The sequence below is a fragment of the Bradyrhizobium sp. SBR1B genome, from assembly GCF_014198205.1.
Taxonomy (GTDB): Bacteria; Pseudomonadota; Alphaproteobacteria; order Rhizobiales; family Xanthobacteraceae; genus Bradyrhizobium.
In genome coordinates this window covers 181,308-196,626 of the sequence record NZ_JACIHC010000004.1, presented here as the reverse complement: position 1 = coordinate 196,626, position 15,319 = coordinate 181,308, and the positions used below count along the sequence as shown (strand labels likewise).

The window sequence follows — 15,319 nt, the reverse complement described above, 5'->3', positions numbered from 1 at the left end:
CTTGGGCGCGGCTCTCTTCCCGTCAATTGAGGCAGATAAGTGACGGGCTCGGCGCTCTTGCGCGATTGCCCGCCTTCTTAACGTGGCCGACGAAAAGATCAATGCCGACAACCGTCTTTGGCCACATCCGCGGCTGCGCCCGGTGAAATTCCCTGTGATAGGATTCGAGGCTAGCCGGTCCTCGAATCAACGTGTGCCGATGTTCAAGTTCCAGCGCCTTTTCGAGGGCCCCGGTCTCCGCCTTTGCGTCCTTGGCTCTATGCTCGCGGTCGGGCTGTCCGCTGGCGGCGCGCGGGCCGAGGAAGCCCACGCCATCGCCATGCACGGCAAGCCGGCGATGCCGGCCGATTTCACCCACATGCCCTATGCCAATCCCGATGCCCCCAAAGGCGGCCGCTTGACCTGGGGTGTTCTCGGAACCTTCGACAGCCTCAATCCCTTCATCGTGAGGGGATTGGCCGTGCAGCAGATGCGGAGCTACGTGGTCGAGAGCCTGCTCGCGCGCGGCAATGACGAACCGTTCACGCTCTATGGCCTGCTCGCCAGGAGCGTCGAAACCGACGACGAGCGAAGCTTCATCACGTTCCACCTCGATCCGCGCGCCCGTTTCTCCGACGGCAAGCAGGTCACGGCCGAAGACGTGCTGTTCTCCTGGCAGCTGCTGCGCGATCATGGCCGTCCCAACCATCGGCAGTACTACGCCAAAGTCGCCAAGGCCGAGGCGACCGATTCCCTCACCGTCCGCTTCGACCTCGCAGGCGCCAACGACCGCGAGCTGCCGCTGATCCTCGGCCTGATGCCGATCCTGTCGAAGCAAGCGGTCGACGTCGCGACCTTCGAGGAGACGACGCTGGCGAGCCCGATTGGCTCCGGACCCTATCGCGTCACGGCCGTGAAGCCCGGCGCCAGCGTGACGCTGACCCGCAATCCCGACTATTGGGGCCGCGACCTTGCCATCAACCGCGGGCTCTACAATTTCGACGAAATCCGGCTCGACTATTTTCGCGAGGCCAACGGCCAGTTCGAAGCCTTCAAGCGCGGCCTTTATGATTTCCGCGTCGAGCACGAGCCGCTGCGCTGGCACGACGGCTACGATTTTCCGGCCGCAAAAAGCGGCGAGGTGATCCGTGACACCGTCAAGCCGGGCCTGCCGCAACCCTCCGAATTCCTGGTGTTCAACACCCGCCGTCCGATCTTCGCCGACATCCGCGTGCGCCAGGCGCTGACGCTTCTGTTCGATTTCGAGCTGGTCAACCGCAACTACTTTTTCGGACTTTATTCGCGCGTGGCCGGCTATTTCGCCGGCTCGGACCTGTCGGCCTATGGCCGGCCTGCGGACGCGCGCGAGCGCGAGCTGCTCAAACCCTTCGCCGCGCAAATTCGGCCCGACATCATGGACGGCAGCTACCGCCTTCCCGTGACCGACGGATCGGGACGCGATCGCACCACGCTGCGCGCGGCGCTGAAGCTGCTGTCGGACGCCGGCTACGAGCTCGACGGCACGGTGCTGCGCAACCGCGCGACCAAGGCGCCCTTCACCTTCGAGATCCTGGTCACGACCCGCGATCAGGAGCGTATCGCGCTCGCGTTCCAGCGCGACCTCAAGCGCGCCGGCATCGAGCCGAGCGTGCGAACCGTCGATCCCGTGCAGTTCGACCAGCGCCGGCTCGCTTACGAATTCGACATGATCCAGAACCGCTGGGACCAGTCGCTGTCGCCCGGCAACGAGCAATATTTCTATTGGGGCAGCGCTGCCGCGGACAATCCGGGGACGCGCAACTACATGGGCGCCAGGGATGGCGCGGTCGATGCCATGATCGCCGCCCTGCTCGAGGCCCGTGAACATACGGATTTCGTCTCGTCGGTGCGGGCGCTCGACCGCGCCCTGATCGCGGGCTTCTACACAATCCCCCTGTTTAACGTATCCGAGCAATGGATCGCGCGCTGGAATCGGATAGAACGGCCCAAGGCCACCTCACTCTCAGGCTATCTGCCGGAGACCTGGTGGTCGAAGGGGCAGCCGCAAGCTCATCAAGCAAAGTGACGCCGTGAACCAGCCAGCAATATCGCCGACGCTCGACACGTTGTTTCAGCGCACGCTGATGCGGCAGCCGCACGCGCCCGCCCTGCTCGACCCGCTGAACAAGGCCCGCGTGACCGGGCACCAGCCGCGGCGGATGACCTATGCCGAGGCCGACACGGCCATCGAGGCGCTGTCGGCCTATTTCGTCGAATCGGGCCTGCCGGCCAATTCCGTCATCGCCATCCAGCTGCCCAATACGGTCGAGTTCGTGCTGACGGTGCTCGCCGCCCATCGCGCCGGCCTCGTCGTCGCCGTGCTGCCGCTGCTCTGGCGGCACGCGGAACTCACCGCCGCGCTCAACCGCACCGCGGCGCGCGCCATCGTTACCATGAGCACGGTCGACGGCGTCAGCTATGCCGATCTGGCGATGCATGCCGCCGCCGAAGCCTTCTCGATCCGTCACGTCTGCGGGTTCGGAGGCGACCTGCCCGAAGGCATGGCTTCGCTCGACGACGTGTTGGCCCGCCCGCCGGGCACCACGCGCGCCGTGATCCAGGACGGCCGCAAGGCGGCGATGATCTCCTTCGACGTCACCGCGGAAGGCTTTCGCCCGGTACCGCGACCGCATTTCAGCGTGATCGCCGGTGGCCTTGCGATGTCGCTGGAAGCCGACATCCGGCAGGGCGCGACCGTGATGGCGGCATTCACACCGATGTCGTTCGCAGGGCTCGCCTCCTCGCTCGCGGTGTGGCTGCTCTCCGGCGGCGCGCTGGCGCTACATCATCCGTTCGAGAACGATGTGCTGGAGCAGCAGATCAACGAGCATGGATGCGAGGTGCTGATCGCGCCGGCGCAGCTTGCCTTGCGGCTCGGCGATGCCGATCTGGCGGCGCGGATGCCGACCTTGCGCAACGTCGTCGGCCTGTGGCGCGCGCCCGAGCAGGTGGCGGCGAGCGATGCCTGGATCGCGCCACATGCCCCGCTGACCGACGTCTACCTGTTCGGCGAGGCCGGGCTGTTCGGCGCCCGCCGCGGCGAGGACGGCATGCCCGTTGCGGTGATGCCCGGGCCGCATGGCGCTCCGCGCGAGCAATCCGGCTCGTCCATTGCCGGCGAGATCCTGCTGACGCCGAAGGGGACGCTCGGCCTGCGCGGCGCGATGGTGCCGATCGCGGCCTATGCCCCGCCGCAGCCGGTCGGCGACACGCTGATCGCGCAGCCGCCGCGAGACTATGTCGACACCGGCTATGCCGCCCGGCTCGACCGTCCGAGCGGCGCAATCTGCATCACCGCGCCCCCCTCCGGTATCATGGCCGTCGGCGGCTACCGCTTCCTCTCCAACGACCTCCAGGAATGGGCACGCCGGCTCGGCCAGGGCGCCCTGCTCACCGCGCTGCCCGATCGGCTGTCCGGCCACCGGCTGGCCGGACGCGCCCAGGACAATACCCGAGCCCGCGAGGCGCTCAGCGAGCTCGGGCTTAACCCCCTGATGGTCGAAGCTTTTCGCGACCGTTCCGGCCCGGTCTAGCCGCAGTTTCGCCTGGTGCGTTGACGCTGCATTAAGGCGGCCAAACTAGATTGCGGGGCATCTGTCGCGTGATCAGAGTTTGCGAATGTCCCAGGCGGGCCCGATCCTGTTTGTGTCCAATGCCGAGCGGCCGCCCTTCATTGCGGCGCTGGACGAGGCCCGGCTCTTTCCCGTCGTCGACACCGACTGGGCCAGCGCAGCGCACGCGGTCGAGCAGGTCCAGCCGGCCGCGGTTCTCGCCCAGATGTCCGGCGGTCACGAGCCGCATATTGCGCCGCTCGCCAAGAAGATCGCCGACCAGCCGCTTTACCTTCCCTTCGTGGCCCTCGATGCGATGGGCATGCTGCCTCACAACGCCCTGCCGTTCTCTTCGCGCGGCGGCAATTCCGACCGCCTGATCGCGCGGCTTCGCGCCGCTTTGCGCGTGCGCACTCTGCATGCCACGGTGCTGCGCCGGCTGCCGGAAGTGAAGGTCGCGTTGCCGGAAGGCGATCCGGCCCGCGATGCCACCGTGCTCCTGATCGGCCGCGGCTCGGCCTATCCCGCGCTCTCCGTCGCGCTCGGCGAACGCGCCGGCGTGGTCGGCGCGCTCTCGATCGAGGCCGCCGCGAAACACCTCAACACCCGCGACCTCGACGGCGTCGTGCTCGCCGAAGGTTTTACCGCGCGCGTCACCGACGCCTTTCTCACGGTGCTTGCCGAGGACACCCGCTTCCGCAGCCTGCCCGTCGTCGTCACCGCGCACCAGCTGACGCAGACTTACGACCTGCCCAATCTCGAGCTGATCCCGGGCGAGCCGGCGAAGGTCGCGGCCAATGCACTGCCCCTGATCCGCCAGCATGCGATGGAAGCACAATTGAGCCGCACGCTGCGCTCGATCGATGCCGGCGGCTGGCTCGATCCGCGCAGCGGCCTGCTGACGGTCGAAGCCTTCGCCCGCGATTTCGCCAAGGCGGTCGAGCAGACGCTGGCCCGCGGCGGCGGTCTCTCCGTCGCACGCTTCGCCTTCGACCCCGGCAATTCCCGCGCCCAGCTCGATGCTGCCCGCATCCTCAGCCGCCTGATGCGGCAGATGGATTTCGGCGCGGCGCAGAAGGACGGCTCGGTCATCGTCGTGTTCGCGGAAACCGACTTCCGTACCGCTCACATGATCGCCCGCCGCCTCTCGGCGGTGATGCGGCATACCTCCAACGGCAAGCACGAGATGCGCAGCGAGCCCGTCGTCAGCGTGGATTCGCTGTCGCCGTCGGATACGGCAAGGTCGTTGCTGGGGCGGCTGTCCGCGGATGCGTCGCGAGCGGCGTCGTAATTACAACCTCGCTGTCGTAGGGTGGGCAAAGCGAAGCGTGCCCACGATATCCCTCGTCTTTGAAAGATGGTGGGCACGCTTCGCTTCGCCCACCCTACGATATCTCGCCCGATCCTCACGCCGCCTTCTTGCTCTCCGCGAGCTGCGCCAGCTGCCGCAGGATCTCCGTCGTCCCAACGAGCCGCTCTTCCGGCGTTTCCCAATCCTGCAGGAACACCACCTTCATGTCGGGCCGCACCTTGGCGGCCTGGCCGTAGCTGCGGATGAACGACACCAGGCGGTCGGGATAGGCGAAGGAATTGTCGCGGAAGGCGATGACGGCACCCTTCGGGCCGGCGTCGATCTTGCCGACATTGGCGCGGCGGCAGAACGCCTTGATCGCGGCGACCTTGAAGAGGTAGCGCACCTCGTCCGGCAGCACGCCGAAGCGATCGCGCATCTCCGCGCCAAAATTCTCGATCTCCTCCTCGGTGTCGAGATCGGCCAGACGCCGGTACAGCGACAGCCGCACCGAGAGATCGCCGACGTAATCCTCCGGGATGAGCACGGGCATGCCGATGGTGATCGACGGCGACCAGCGGTCCGCCGCAGGCTCGGAGACGCCGGCCTTGAGGTTGACGATCGCCTCCTCCAGCATCGACTGATAGAGCTCGAAGCCGACCTCCTTGATGTGGCCGGACTGCTCCTCGCCGAGCAGATTGCCGGCGCCGCGAATGTCGAGATCGTGCGAGGCGAGCTGGAAGCCTGCCCCCAGCGTCTCCAGCGATTGCAGCACCGTGAGCCGGCGTTCGGCCTGCGCCGTGATCTTCTGCTGCGCCGGCAGTGTGAACAGCGCATAGGCGCGCAGCTTGGAACGGCCGACGCGGCCGCGCAGCTGATAGAGCTGGGCCAGACCGAACATGTCGGCACGGTGCACGATCAGCGTGTTGGCGTTGGGAATGTCGAGGCCGGACTCGACGATCGTGGTGGACAGCAGGATGTCGAACTTGCCGTCGTAGAACGCGGTCATGATGTCTTCAATCACCGCGGGCGGCATCTGGCCGTGCGCGACCGCGACCTTCATCTCCGGCACGTTCTTGTCGAGGAAATCCTTGACCTCGGCGAGGTCGTCGATGCGCGGCACCACGTAGAACGCCTGGCCGCCGCGATAGCGCTCACGCAGCAGCGCCTCGCGGATCATCAGCGGATCATGCGGGGCGACGAAGGTGCGCACCGCGAGGCGATCGACCGGGGGCGAGGCAATGATCGAGAGCTCGCGAACGCCGGTCAGCGCCAGTTGCAGCGTGCGCGGGATCGGCGTCGCCGACAGCGTCAGCACGTGCACCTCGGAGCGCAGCGCCTTCAGCCGCTCCTTGTGAGTGACGCCAAAATGCTGCTCCTCGTCGACGATGACGAGGCCGAGGTCGCGGAACTTGATGGCCTTGCCGAGCAACGCGTGGGTGCCGACGACAATGTCGACCGAACCGTCGGCGATGCCCTTCTTGACCAGATTGAGCTCCTTGGTCGCGACCAGGCGCGAGGCCTGCGCCACGTTGACCGGAAAGCCCTTGAAGCGCTCGGTGAAGGTCTTTGCGTGCTGGCGCGCCAGCAGTGTGGTCGGCACCACGACGGCGACCTGCTTGCCTTCGAGGGCCACGGCAAAGGCCGCGCGCAACGCCACCTCGGTCTTGCCGAAGCCGACGTCGCCGCAGATCAGCCGGTCCATGGGACGGCCAAGTTCGAGATCCTTCAGCGTGGATTCGATCGCGCCTAGCTGGTCCTCGGTCTCGTCATAGGGGAAGCGCGCGCAAAACTCGTCATAGAGGCCCTGCTGCACCGGCAGCTTGGGCGCTTCGTGCAGATGGCGCGCGGCGGCGATCTTGATCAGCTCGCCCGCGATCTCGCGGATGCGGTTCTTGAGCTTGGCCTTGCGGGTCTGCCAGCCACCGCCACCGAGGCGATCGAGCTCGACCGTGGTCTGGTCCGAGCCGTAGCGTGACAATAGCTCGATGTTCTCGACCGGCAGGAACAGTTTTGTTTCGGCGGCATAATGCAGCTCGAGACAGTCATGCGGCGCACCCGCGACATCGAGGGTCTGGAGGCCGATGAAACGGCCGATGCCGTGATCGACGTGGACGACGATGTCGCCCGCGGCAAGGCTCGTCACCTCCGAGATGAAATTGTCGAGCTTGCGGCTGGCCTTGCGCGGCCGCACCAGGCGATCGCCAAGGATGTCCTGCTCGCTGATGAGCGCGATCTCGTCGGTCTCGAAGCCGCTTTCGAGGCCGAGCACGGCGAGCATGGTCTCGTTGCGCGGGGTCGCCTGCACCGTTCGCCAGGAGTTGACGCTGGTGGTGTGGGCCAACTTGTGGTCGCGCAACATCGAATTCATGCGGTCGCGCGAGCCTTCGCTCCAGAGCGCGATCACGACCTTCTTGCGCTGGGCGTGCAGCGCCATGACATGGCTGACCACGGATTCGAACACGTTGACCGTCGTGTCGTTGCGCTCCGGCGCGAAATCGCGGCCCTTGCGGGCACCGGCGTCGACGACACTGGTCCCGTCAGCCGGAACCGAGAACTGCGTCAGCCGCAGCAGCGGCATGTCGCTCTCGCGCTGGGTCCATTCCTCGCCGGTCAGATAAAGCCGGTCTGGCGGCAGCGGCTTGTAAATGGCGCCGCCGCCAGGATGCTCCATGGCGTCGCGGCGGGCCTCGTAATAGTCCTGGATCTGCTTGAAGCGCTCGCGGACGGCGTCCTCGGCCTGCGGCTCGATCGCGATGGGCGCGCCTTGCAGATAGTCGAACAGCGTGTCCATCCGATCCTGGAACAGCGGCAGCCAGTGCTCCATGCCGGGATGGCGGCGGCCCTCGCTGACTGCCTCATACAGCGCATCGTCGCGTTCGGGCGCGCCGAACTCGGCGACATAGCCCATGCGGAATCGGCGGATGGTGTCGGTGACGAGCTGAAATTCCGAGATCGGCACCAGGTCGAGCGAGCGCATGTCGAGCAGCGTGCGCTGGGTCTCGGCGTCGAAGGAGCGGATCGATTCCAGGCTGTCGCCGAAGAAGTCGAAGCGGACAGGCTGATCGAGGCCGGCCGGAAACAGATCGAGGATGCCGCCGCGCACGGCGTATTCACCGGGCTCGCGCACGGTCGAGGAGCGGTTGTAACCGTTGTGCTCGAGCCAGGCGACGATAGTGTCCATCGGCACCACGTTGCCGGGAGCAACCGACAGTGCCTGCGCCGCGACGAGCTCGCGCGCGGGCACGCGCTGCACCACCGCGTTCACCGTGGTCAGCACGATCAGCGGCTTGTCGCTGCCGGTGAGCGAGGCCAGCCGTGCCAGCGTGGTCAGGCGTTGTGCCAAGATGCCGCCATGCGGCGAGACGCGATCATAGGGCTGGCAGTCCCAGGCCGGGAAAGTCAGCACCGGCAGATCGGGCGCGAAGAATTGCAGCGCGCGTTCGAGCTGCTGCATGCGCGGGCCGTCCCGGCAGACCACGGCAAGGCTGACGGCCGGCTTCTTCGGCCGCGCCGCGATGGCGCGGGCGAGATCGGAGACGACAAGGCCTTCGGCGCCTTCCGCGACATTGGCGAGCGTCAGCACACGGCCGGGCGCAAGCAGCTCGGCCGGAGATTTCATTGCCTGCTTCATGCGTCGCGGTCCGCGATCGGATAGGCCTTGATGCGGGCAAACAGCGCGCCGGTGACATCGGCCGGCAGCACCTTGTCACCGGTGATGGCAGCATAGAGATCGGGATCGTTGACCTCGAGCAGCGTCTCGAGCTCATCGAGCTCGGCGTCGGACAGATTGCCGATCTCGGCATCCGCGAAGCGGCCGAGGATCAGGTCCATCTCGCGCGTGCCGCGGTGCCAGCAGCGGAACAAAAGCCGCTTGCGGCGGTCGTCCAGCCCGCTGCTCGATCGTGTCGTTCCCGTCATGTCTCAAATCCAGTCAAACGCAGAAAGCCCGGACGTGCCGGGCGGGGCTGATATAGCCATTCGGGGTGGCCGTGTCAGCCCTCGATTTGGCAAGCCTGCCGCCCGGGTTGCGGCCGCGAAAAAAGCCGTGGATGCCCGGCATAAAGCCGGGCATGACGGGCCGAAACGATCCTAGATTCGCATCCATGCGCCCCAGCCTGCTCAATCCACTGTTTGCCCCCGTGACCAGCCTGCCCGGCGTCGGTCCGAAGCAGGACAAGCTGCTGCAGTACCTGCTCAGCCGCAACGAGACGCCGCGGCTGGTCGATCTGCTCCTGCACCTTCCGAGCCAGGTGATCGACCGCCGGGCGCGGCCAAAAATCCGCGACGCGGCGGTCGGAACCATGGTGACGCTGGAGGTCACCGTCGACCGCCACCGCCCGCCTCCGCCGCGCAACGCGCGCGCGCCCTATCTCGTCTATGCCAGCGACGACACCGGCGACGTCGTGCTGACCTTCTTCCGCGCCAAGCCCGGCTATGTCGAAAAACTGCTGCCAACGGGCGAGAAGCGCTACGTCTCCGGCACGCTGCAGATGTATGAAGGCATCCCGCAGATCGTGCATCCCGACCGCGTGCTGGACGAGGAAGCGATCTCGAAACTCTCAGGGATCGATCCGGTCTATCCGCTGACGGAAGGCCTGGCGCTCGGCTCGCTCCGCCGCGCGATCGCGCAGGCGCTGCAGAAGCTGCCTTCGTTGCCGGAATGGATCAGCCCGGAGGTGATGCGCCGCTGCAGTTTCCCGCCGATCTCTGAAGCGCTCAACCGCGTGCATCAGCCGGTCGAGCTGACGGACATCCTGCCCGACCAGCCGTTCTGGTCGCGCCTTGCCTTTGACGAGCTCCTGGCCGGCCAGCTCGCGCTCGCCCTGATCCGCGCGCAACTCCGCCGCCCGGCCGGCGTCCGCAACGCCGGTGACGGTCACCTGCGCAACAAGATCATCGACGCCCTGCCCTATGCGCTGACGCCCTCTCAGCGCAGCGCAGCGGCCGCGATCGCCGAGGACCTGCAACAGCCGGTGCGCATGCTGCGTCTGTTGCAGGGCGACGTCGGCTCCGGCAAGACCGTGGTCGCGCTTCTCGCGGCCGCAGCCGTCGCCGAAGTGGGAAAGCAGGCGGCGCTGATGGCCCCAACCGAAATTCTGGCGCGGCAGCACATCAAGACCATCGCGCCGCTCGCCGAGCGCGCGGGCATGCGGGTCGCGATCCTCACCGGCCGTGAAAAGGGCAAGGAGCGGCGCGAGCTGCTGGCGCAGCTCGAAGCCGGCGAGATCGACCTCGTCGTCGGCACCCACGCCCTGATCCAGGACGACGTGATCTTTCACGATCTCGCCCTCGCCATCGTCGACGAGCAGCACCGCTTCGGCGTGCGCGAACGCCTCGCGCTCACGTCCAAGGGCGAAGCGGTCGACGTGCTGGTGCTGAGCGCGACGCCGATCCCGCGCACGCTGGTGCTGACCTATTTCGGCGACATGGACATTTCCGAGCTGCGCGAAAAGCCGGCCGGCCGCCAGCCGATCGAAACCCGCACCATATCGATCAGCCGCCTCGCCGAAGTCACTGACAGCATCGGCCGCGCGCTGCAGGCCGGCAAGCTGGTTTACTGGATTTGCCCGCTGGTCGAGGAGTCCGAGGCCGAAGGCACCGAACACCTCACCAACGCGACGAAACGTTTCGAGAGCCTGCAGAAGCGTTTTGGCGAGCGCGTCGGCCTCGTCCACGGCCAGATGAAGGGTGCCGAGAAGGACCGCGTGATGGGCCAGTTCGCCGCCCACGAGATCGGCCTTCTGGTCGCGACCACCGTGGTCGAGGTCGGCGTCGACGTGCCGGCGGCGACCATCATGGTGATCGAGAATGCCGAGCGTTTTGGCCTTGCCCAGCTGCACCAGCTGCGCGGCCGCATCGGGCGCGGCTCGGAGGCCTCGACCTGCCTGCTGCTTTATTCGGAGCCGCTCGGCGAGATGTCGAAGGCGCGGCTGAAGGTGATCCGCGAGACCACCGACGGTTTTCGCATCGCCGAGGAAGACCTCAAGCTGCGCGGCGAAGGCGACGTGCTGGGCGTGCGCCAGAGCGGCCTGCCCGGCTACCGCATCGCGCGCTCGGAGGTCCACGGCCAGCTCATCACCCAGGCCAGAGACGAGGCGCTGCGCATCCTCAAGGACGATCCAAAGCTGAAGGGCGAGCGCGGCGAAGCTCTGCGCTGCCTCTTGTATCTGTATGAGCGCGATGAGGCGATCCCGCTGATTGGGGCGGGTTGAGGTTCAGGCGCGACGTCTCCTCCTCGTCATTGCGAGCGCAGCGAAGCAATGACGCATGGACACAGACCCGCGCACTTCGACCAAACTGCCGGAGCGATGGTGCGGGGCCACTAGGCCTTCTTCCGCGCGATCCCCGCGGCAAACGCCTTCATCAGCGCCGCATCCGCCGCCTCGCCTTTCGCGTCCTCGGCGAGATGCTCGAACCAGCGCGCAAACCCCTCGTAGATCTGGCTCGCCGGATGATCCGGGCCGAGAAAGCCGGAAATCTCCCGCATCTCGGCAACCCAGCGATAGGCCTTGGGGATCATGTCGGGCAGCGCGACTTCGAGCCGCGTCAGGACCGCGGGCTGGCTCAGCGCCAGTTCGTCGCGCAGCGCATCCGCAGCGCCCGCTTTCGTCGCCGCGACCACCATGGCCGAGCCGATGCCGGCGAGGCCCTTGACGATGCCGGCGTAGGACATCTTTAGAGCCGACGCCGCGCCGACCGGGCCCTCGACGATTCGCACATCGAGGCCAAAATCCTTCAGCACCGCGACGTCCTTCGCGTGCTCGCCGCACACATAAAAGGCCGGGCTCTTGCCGCCCGGCTGCGGCGGAAAACCGATGATGCCGCCATCGACGAACGGCGCCTGCGCCGAGCCGATGATCTCCTCAATTCTCTGCACGGTATCGACGTTGACGGCGTTGCAATCGACCACGATTGGCTTCTTGTCGCGCCTGACGATCAGCGCGGCCAGCCGTTCAGCCAGCGCGACGGCTTCGCCCGGCGGCACGATCGAGAGGATGATGTCGGCGCCCGCAATTTGATTGTCATCGGCACCGACCATGCCGGCTTCCGCCGCGCGTTTCCGCGTCGCCTCGCTCCGCCCGTCCAAAGACGTCAGCACGCGCGCGCCATGCTCAACGAGGCGGCGGGCGACGGCGCCGCCCATGGCGCCGGGTGCGAGAATCGCAATGGTCTTGGACATCATGTACTCCAGATCGAATTCCGAGCGAGGCGCTCAGGCGAACCGGAGACTATCAGAGGATGCGAACGCGCGCGTGACCGACGGCCATCCCGCAGCGGAATGGCCCTACTCCACCTTCGCAGGCTCGGGCTGAAGCGCGGACGCGTTGGCGATGCGCGCGGCATTCGCCATGCCCGCGAGTGCTGCAGCCTTTTTCGGATCGGGTGCCGAGCCCGGCTGCACCACGCCGGCCGACATGATCAGCGTCGCCGCGTCCTCGGCGGTGAGGTCGACCTCGATGATCTTGCTCTTCGGGACATAGAAGAAGAAGCCGGTGGTTGGGTTCGGCGAGCACGGCAGGAACACCGAGACGTGCTCCTCCTGCCCCGGCAGGTTGCGCGCGATGTCCTCGTTCGGCGATTGCGAGATCAGTACGATCGACCACATGCCCGGCGAGGGAAACTCGACCAGTCCGACCTTGCGGAAGCTCGAGCCCTTGCCCGAGAACAGCGTCTCGAACACTTGTTTCAGGCCGCGATAGATGGCGCGCACCGCCGGGATCCGGCCGAGGAACGTTTCGCCGACATCGACGAGCGTCCGGCCGATCAGATTGGCCGCGAGGAAACCGACCAGCGTCAGCGTGAAAAATGCGACAACCAGTCCCCAGCCGGGAACGACATACGGCAGATAGGTTTCCGGCCGATAGGCCAGCGGCACGAACGGCCGCACCACGCCGTCGACCCAGGTGACGAACCACCAGACCAGATACAGGGTGATGGCGATCGGCCCCGTCACCACGAGGCCAGTCAGAAAATAGTTGCGGAAGCGGCCCATCAGGCCGGTATGCGGTTCCGGGAGCGGATCAAGAGGCGCAGGCGCGTCGTCGCGGGGGGTCATTCGGGTTCCAGGTCGGTCGCAGCACACAAGCTAGGGTCTTCTAGCAGGTTTTGGAAGACCGCGACCGCCTGATATCCCTTCCGCCTATTCCACGGTCACCGATTTCGCGAGATTGCGAGGCTGGTCGACGTCGGTCCCCATGACGACAGCCGTGTGATAGGCGAGCAGCTGGACGGGGACGGCATAGACCATCGGAGTGAAGGCCGCCGCCATGTCGGGCATGACGATGGTGACGAGGGACTCGACAGTCGCCTCTTCCGCACCCTTCGCGTCCGTCATCAGGATGATGTTGCCGCCGCGGGCGGCGACCTCCTGCATGTTTGACACCGTCTTTTCGAACACCCGGTCGTGCGGCGCGATGACGACGACAGGCATGGTCTCGTCGATCAGCGCGATCGGCCCGTGCTTGAGCTCGCCGGCGGCATAGCCCTCGGCGTGGATGTAGGAGATCTCCTTCAGCTTTAGCGCGCCTTCGAGCGCAAGCGGGAAGCTGGTGCCTCGGCCGAGATAGAGCACATCGCGGGACTTGGCGATCCGGTGCGCGAGCTTTTCGATCTGCAGCTCGGTGGTGAGCGCATCCGCCATCAGGCGCGGGACTTCGACGAGGCCGTGAACCAGCTTGGTTTCGTCCTCATCGGACAATTCGCCTCTGGCCTTGCCGGCCGCGATCGCAAGGTTTGCCAGCACCATGAGCTGGCAGGTGAAGGCCTTGGTCGAGGCGACGCCGATCTCGGGGCCCGCGAGCGTCTGCAGCACGGTCTCGCTCTCGCGCGCGATCGTCGAGGTCGGGACGTTGACGACGGCGACCGTATGCACGCCCTCGGCCTTGGCATAGCGCAGTGCCGCAAGCGTGTCGGCGGTCTCGCCCGACTGCGAAATGAAGATGGCGAGATCGCCCTTGCGCAAGGGCGCCTCGCGGTAGCGGAATTCGGAGGCGACGTCGACCTCGACCGGCACGCGCGCAAAGCGCTCGAACCAGTATTTTGCGACGTAGCCGGCATAGCTCGCGGTGCCGCACGCCGTAATGTTGATGCGCTGGATGTTCTTGAAGTTGAACGGCAGCTTGACCGGCAGCGCGACACGTTCGGTCGCCATGTCGACGTATCGCGCCAGCGTATGGCCGACCACTTCCGGCTGCTCGTGGATCTCCTTCGCCATGAAGTGGCGATAGTTCGCCTTGTCGACCAGCGAGGTCGAGGCGGCATGCTTGATCTTGTCGCGCTGGACGGCATTGCCGTCCTTGTCGAAGATCGACGCGCTTTTGCGCGTCAACACGACCCAGTCGCCGTCCTCGAGATAGCTGATCGTGTCGGTGAACGGGCCGAGCGCGATGGCATCGGAGCCGAGATACATCTCGCCGTCGCCATAGCCGATCGCCAGCGGCGGCCCGTTGCGGGCGCCGATCATCAGGTCGCCATCGCCGGCGAAGATGAAGCCAAGCGCGAAGGCGCCGCGGAGCCGCCCCAGCGCCAGCTTGACGGCTTCGACCGGCGTGTTGCCGCGCGTGAGCAAATCGTCGACCAGATGCAGCACGATCTCGGTGTCGGTCTCGGTGTGGAACACCGTGCCCTTTTTCTCGAGCTCCTCGCGCAGCTCGCGGAAATTCTCGATGATGCCGTTGTGGACCACGGCGACGCGATCGGTCGCGTGCGGATGGGCGTTGTTGACGGTGGGCTTGCCGTGGGTGGCCCAGCGGGTGTGGCCGATGCCGGTGGTGCCCAGGAGCGGCTCGGCTTCCAGCCGCTTCTCCAGGTTCTTAAGCTTGCCCTCGGCGCGCCGGCGCTCGAGGTGCTTGCCTTCGAGCGTGGCGACGCCCGCCGAGTCATAGCCGCGATATTCAAGACGTTTGAGCGAATCCACCAGCTGCTCTGCAACCGGCTCGCGCCCGAGAATGCCGACAATCCCGCACATGCGGATCACTATCCCCCAAATCGTCGAAAAATCGCCTAAACGACGCACTCGGTTTTTAGCGAAAATCCCAGGGAACGATATACTCAATATTTATTGCGGATTGAGACAGCATGGACCGCAACCTGAGCTTCGCCTGCGTCGAATTGGCCGGCCTTAGACCGCGCACGTTAACTTGTTGTCAATATGTTTGACCAACGATTCCGGTGCAGGAGAGCAAAGCCATGAAAGGCTCGTCCGACCGCAAAGGTCTGTCATCGATGTACTTACGCGCCAGCGAAACCACGGGCACGCACCTGGCGCATTGGCCGCCGCCCCAGCGCGGCAAGGAGAGCAAGCCGGTCTTCCTGAAGCACGCTCAAGGCGAGCCGGCCAAACGCGCCAAGCCGCGCGGCTGGCGCCTGACCCGCGCGATCTTCTCCGAATTCGCCGACGACGAGTAAGACCACGTAAGAAGCCCCTCATGGTGAGAAGCGCGTCTCGAACCATGAA

At 66.2% G+C, this 15,319-nt stretch carries 10 protein-coding genes; 5 read left to right on the top strand and 5 right to left on the bottom strand.

All coding sequences use genetic code 11. The features are described from left to right. The first annotated feature begins 199 nt into the window (after nt 1–199). The 3 genes from GGD61_RS12655 (at nt 200) to GGD61_RS12645 (ending at nt 4,860) form a co-directional block, all read left to right on the top strand. On the top strand, nt 200–2,044 hold the full coding sequence (locus GGD61_RS12655; protein WP_177237201.1) for an extracellular solute-binding protein: 1,845 nt from the start codon (nt 200–202) through the stop codon (nt 2,042–2,044). Nucleotides 2,045–2,048: 4 nt separating this feature from the next. Then, on the top strand, nt 2,049–3,551 hold the full coding sequence (locus GGD61_RS12650) for a class I adenylate-forming enzyme family protein (RefSeq protein ID WP_092258001.1): 1,503 nt from the start codon (nt 2,049–2,051) through the stop codon (nt 3,549–3,551). Nucleotides 3,552–3,636: 85 nt separating this feature from the next. Then, a complete protein-coding gene (locus tag GGD61_RS12645; RefSeq protein ID WP_092257998.1) occupies nt 3,637–4,860 on the top strand; it encodes a hypothetical protein in 1,224 nt (407 codons plus the stop codon). A gap of 115 nt (nt 4,861–4,975) precedes the next feature. Here the strand turns inward: GGD61_RS12645 and mfd are convergent, their stop codons facing one another. Together mfd and GGD61_RS12635 are read right to left on the bottom strand one after the other, a co-directional pair. Then, nucleotides 4,976–8,494, bottom strand: coding sequence for a transcription-repair coupling factor (gene mfd, locus GGD61_RS12640; RefSeq protein WP_092257995.1), 3,519 nt, complete (start codon nt 8,492–8,494; stop codon nt 4,976–4,978). After that, complete coding sequence (locus GGD61_RS12635) at nt 8,491–8,781, bottom strand: succinate dehydrogenase assembly factor 2 (protein ID WP_092257992.1); 291 nt, start codon at nt 8,779–8,781, stop codon at nt 8,491–8,493. Before GGD61_RS12635 ends, mfd begins: the two co-directional genes overlap by 4 nt. Nucleotides 8,782–8,966: 185 nt before the next feature. Here GGD61_RS12635 and recG point away from each other — a divergent pair, with 185 nt between their 5' ends. After that, nucleotides 8,967–11,075: an ATP-dependent DNA helicase RecG gene (recG, locus tag GGD61_RS12630; RefSeq protein ID WP_092257989.1), complete on the top strand. Its 2,109-nt coding sequence runs from the start codon at nt 8,967–8,969 to the stop codon at nt 11,073–11,075. Between the two features lie 110 nt (nt 11,076–11,185). Here the strand turns inward: recG and GGD61_RS12625 are convergent, their stop codons facing one another. From GGD61_RS12625 to glmS, 3 genes are all read right to left on the bottom strand, one after another. Further along, a complete protein-coding gene (locus tag GGD61_RS12625) occupies nt 11,186–12,043 on the bottom strand; it encodes an NAD(P)-dependent oxidoreductase (RefSeq protein ID WP_092258606.1) in 858 nt (285 codons plus the stop codon). Nucleotides 12,044–12,148: 105 nt separating this feature from the next. Beyond that, on the bottom strand, nt 12,149–12,919 hold the full coding sequence (locus tag GGD61_RS12620) for a DUF502 domain-containing protein (RefSeq protein WP_018317964.1): 771 nt from the start codon (nt 12,917–12,919) through the stop codon (nt 12,149–12,151). A gap of 84 nt (nt 12,920–13,003) precedes the next feature. Next, nucleotides 13,004–14,830, bottom strand: coding sequence for a glutamine--fructose-6-phosphate transaminase (isomerizing) (gene glmS / locus GGD61_RS12615; protein WP_092257986.1), 1,827 nt, complete (start codon nt 14,828–14,830; stop codon nt 13,004–13,006). Nucleotides 14,831–15,051: 221 nt separating this feature from the next. Here glmS and GGD61_RS12610 point away from each other — a divergent pair, with 221 nt between their 5' ends. Further along, nucleotides 15,052–15,270, top strand: a complete 219-nt coding sequence (locus GGD61_RS12610) for a hypothetical protein (protein ID WP_018317962.1) — start codon at nt 15,052–15,054, stop codon at nt 15,268–15,270. The last annotated feature ends 49 nt before the right edge of the window (nt 15,271–15,319 follow it).

Coding starts and splice junctions, on each gene's coding strand:
- GGD61_RS12655 (WP_177237201.1), top strand. CDS start 200: ATGTTCAAGTTCCAGCGCCTTTTCGAGGGCCCCGGTCTCCGCCTTTGC.
- GGD61_RS12645 (WP_092257998.1), top strand. CDS start 3,637: ATGTCCCAGGCGGGCCCGATCCTGTTTGTGTCCAATGCCGAGCGGCCG.
- mfd (WP_092257995.1), bottom strand. CDS start 8,494: ATGAAGCAGGCAATGAAATCTCCGGCCGAGCTGCTTGCGCCCGGCCGT.
- GGD61_RS12635 (WP_092257992.1), bottom strand. CDS start 8,781: ATGACGGGAACGACACGATCGAGCAGCGGGCTGGACGACCGCCGCAAG.
- recG (WP_092257989.1), top strand. CDS start 8,967: ATGCGCCCCAGCCTGCTCAATCCACTGTTTGCCCCCGTGACCAGCCTG.
- GGD61_RS12625 (WP_092258606.1), bottom strand. CDS start 12,043: ATGTCCAAGACCATTGCGATTCTCGCACCCGGCGCCATGGGCGGCGCC.
- GGD61_RS12620 (WP_018317964.1), bottom strand. CDS start 12,919: ATGACCCCCCGCGACGACGCGCCTGCGCCTCTTGATCCGCTCCCGGAA.
- glmS (WP_092257986.1), bottom strand. CDS start 14,830: ATGTGCGGGATTGTCGGCATTCTCGGGCGCGAGCCGGTTGCAGAGCAG.
- GGD61_RS12610 (WP_018317962.1), top strand. CDS start 15,052: ATGAAAGGCTCGTCCGACCGCAAAGGTCTGTCATCGATGTACTTACGC.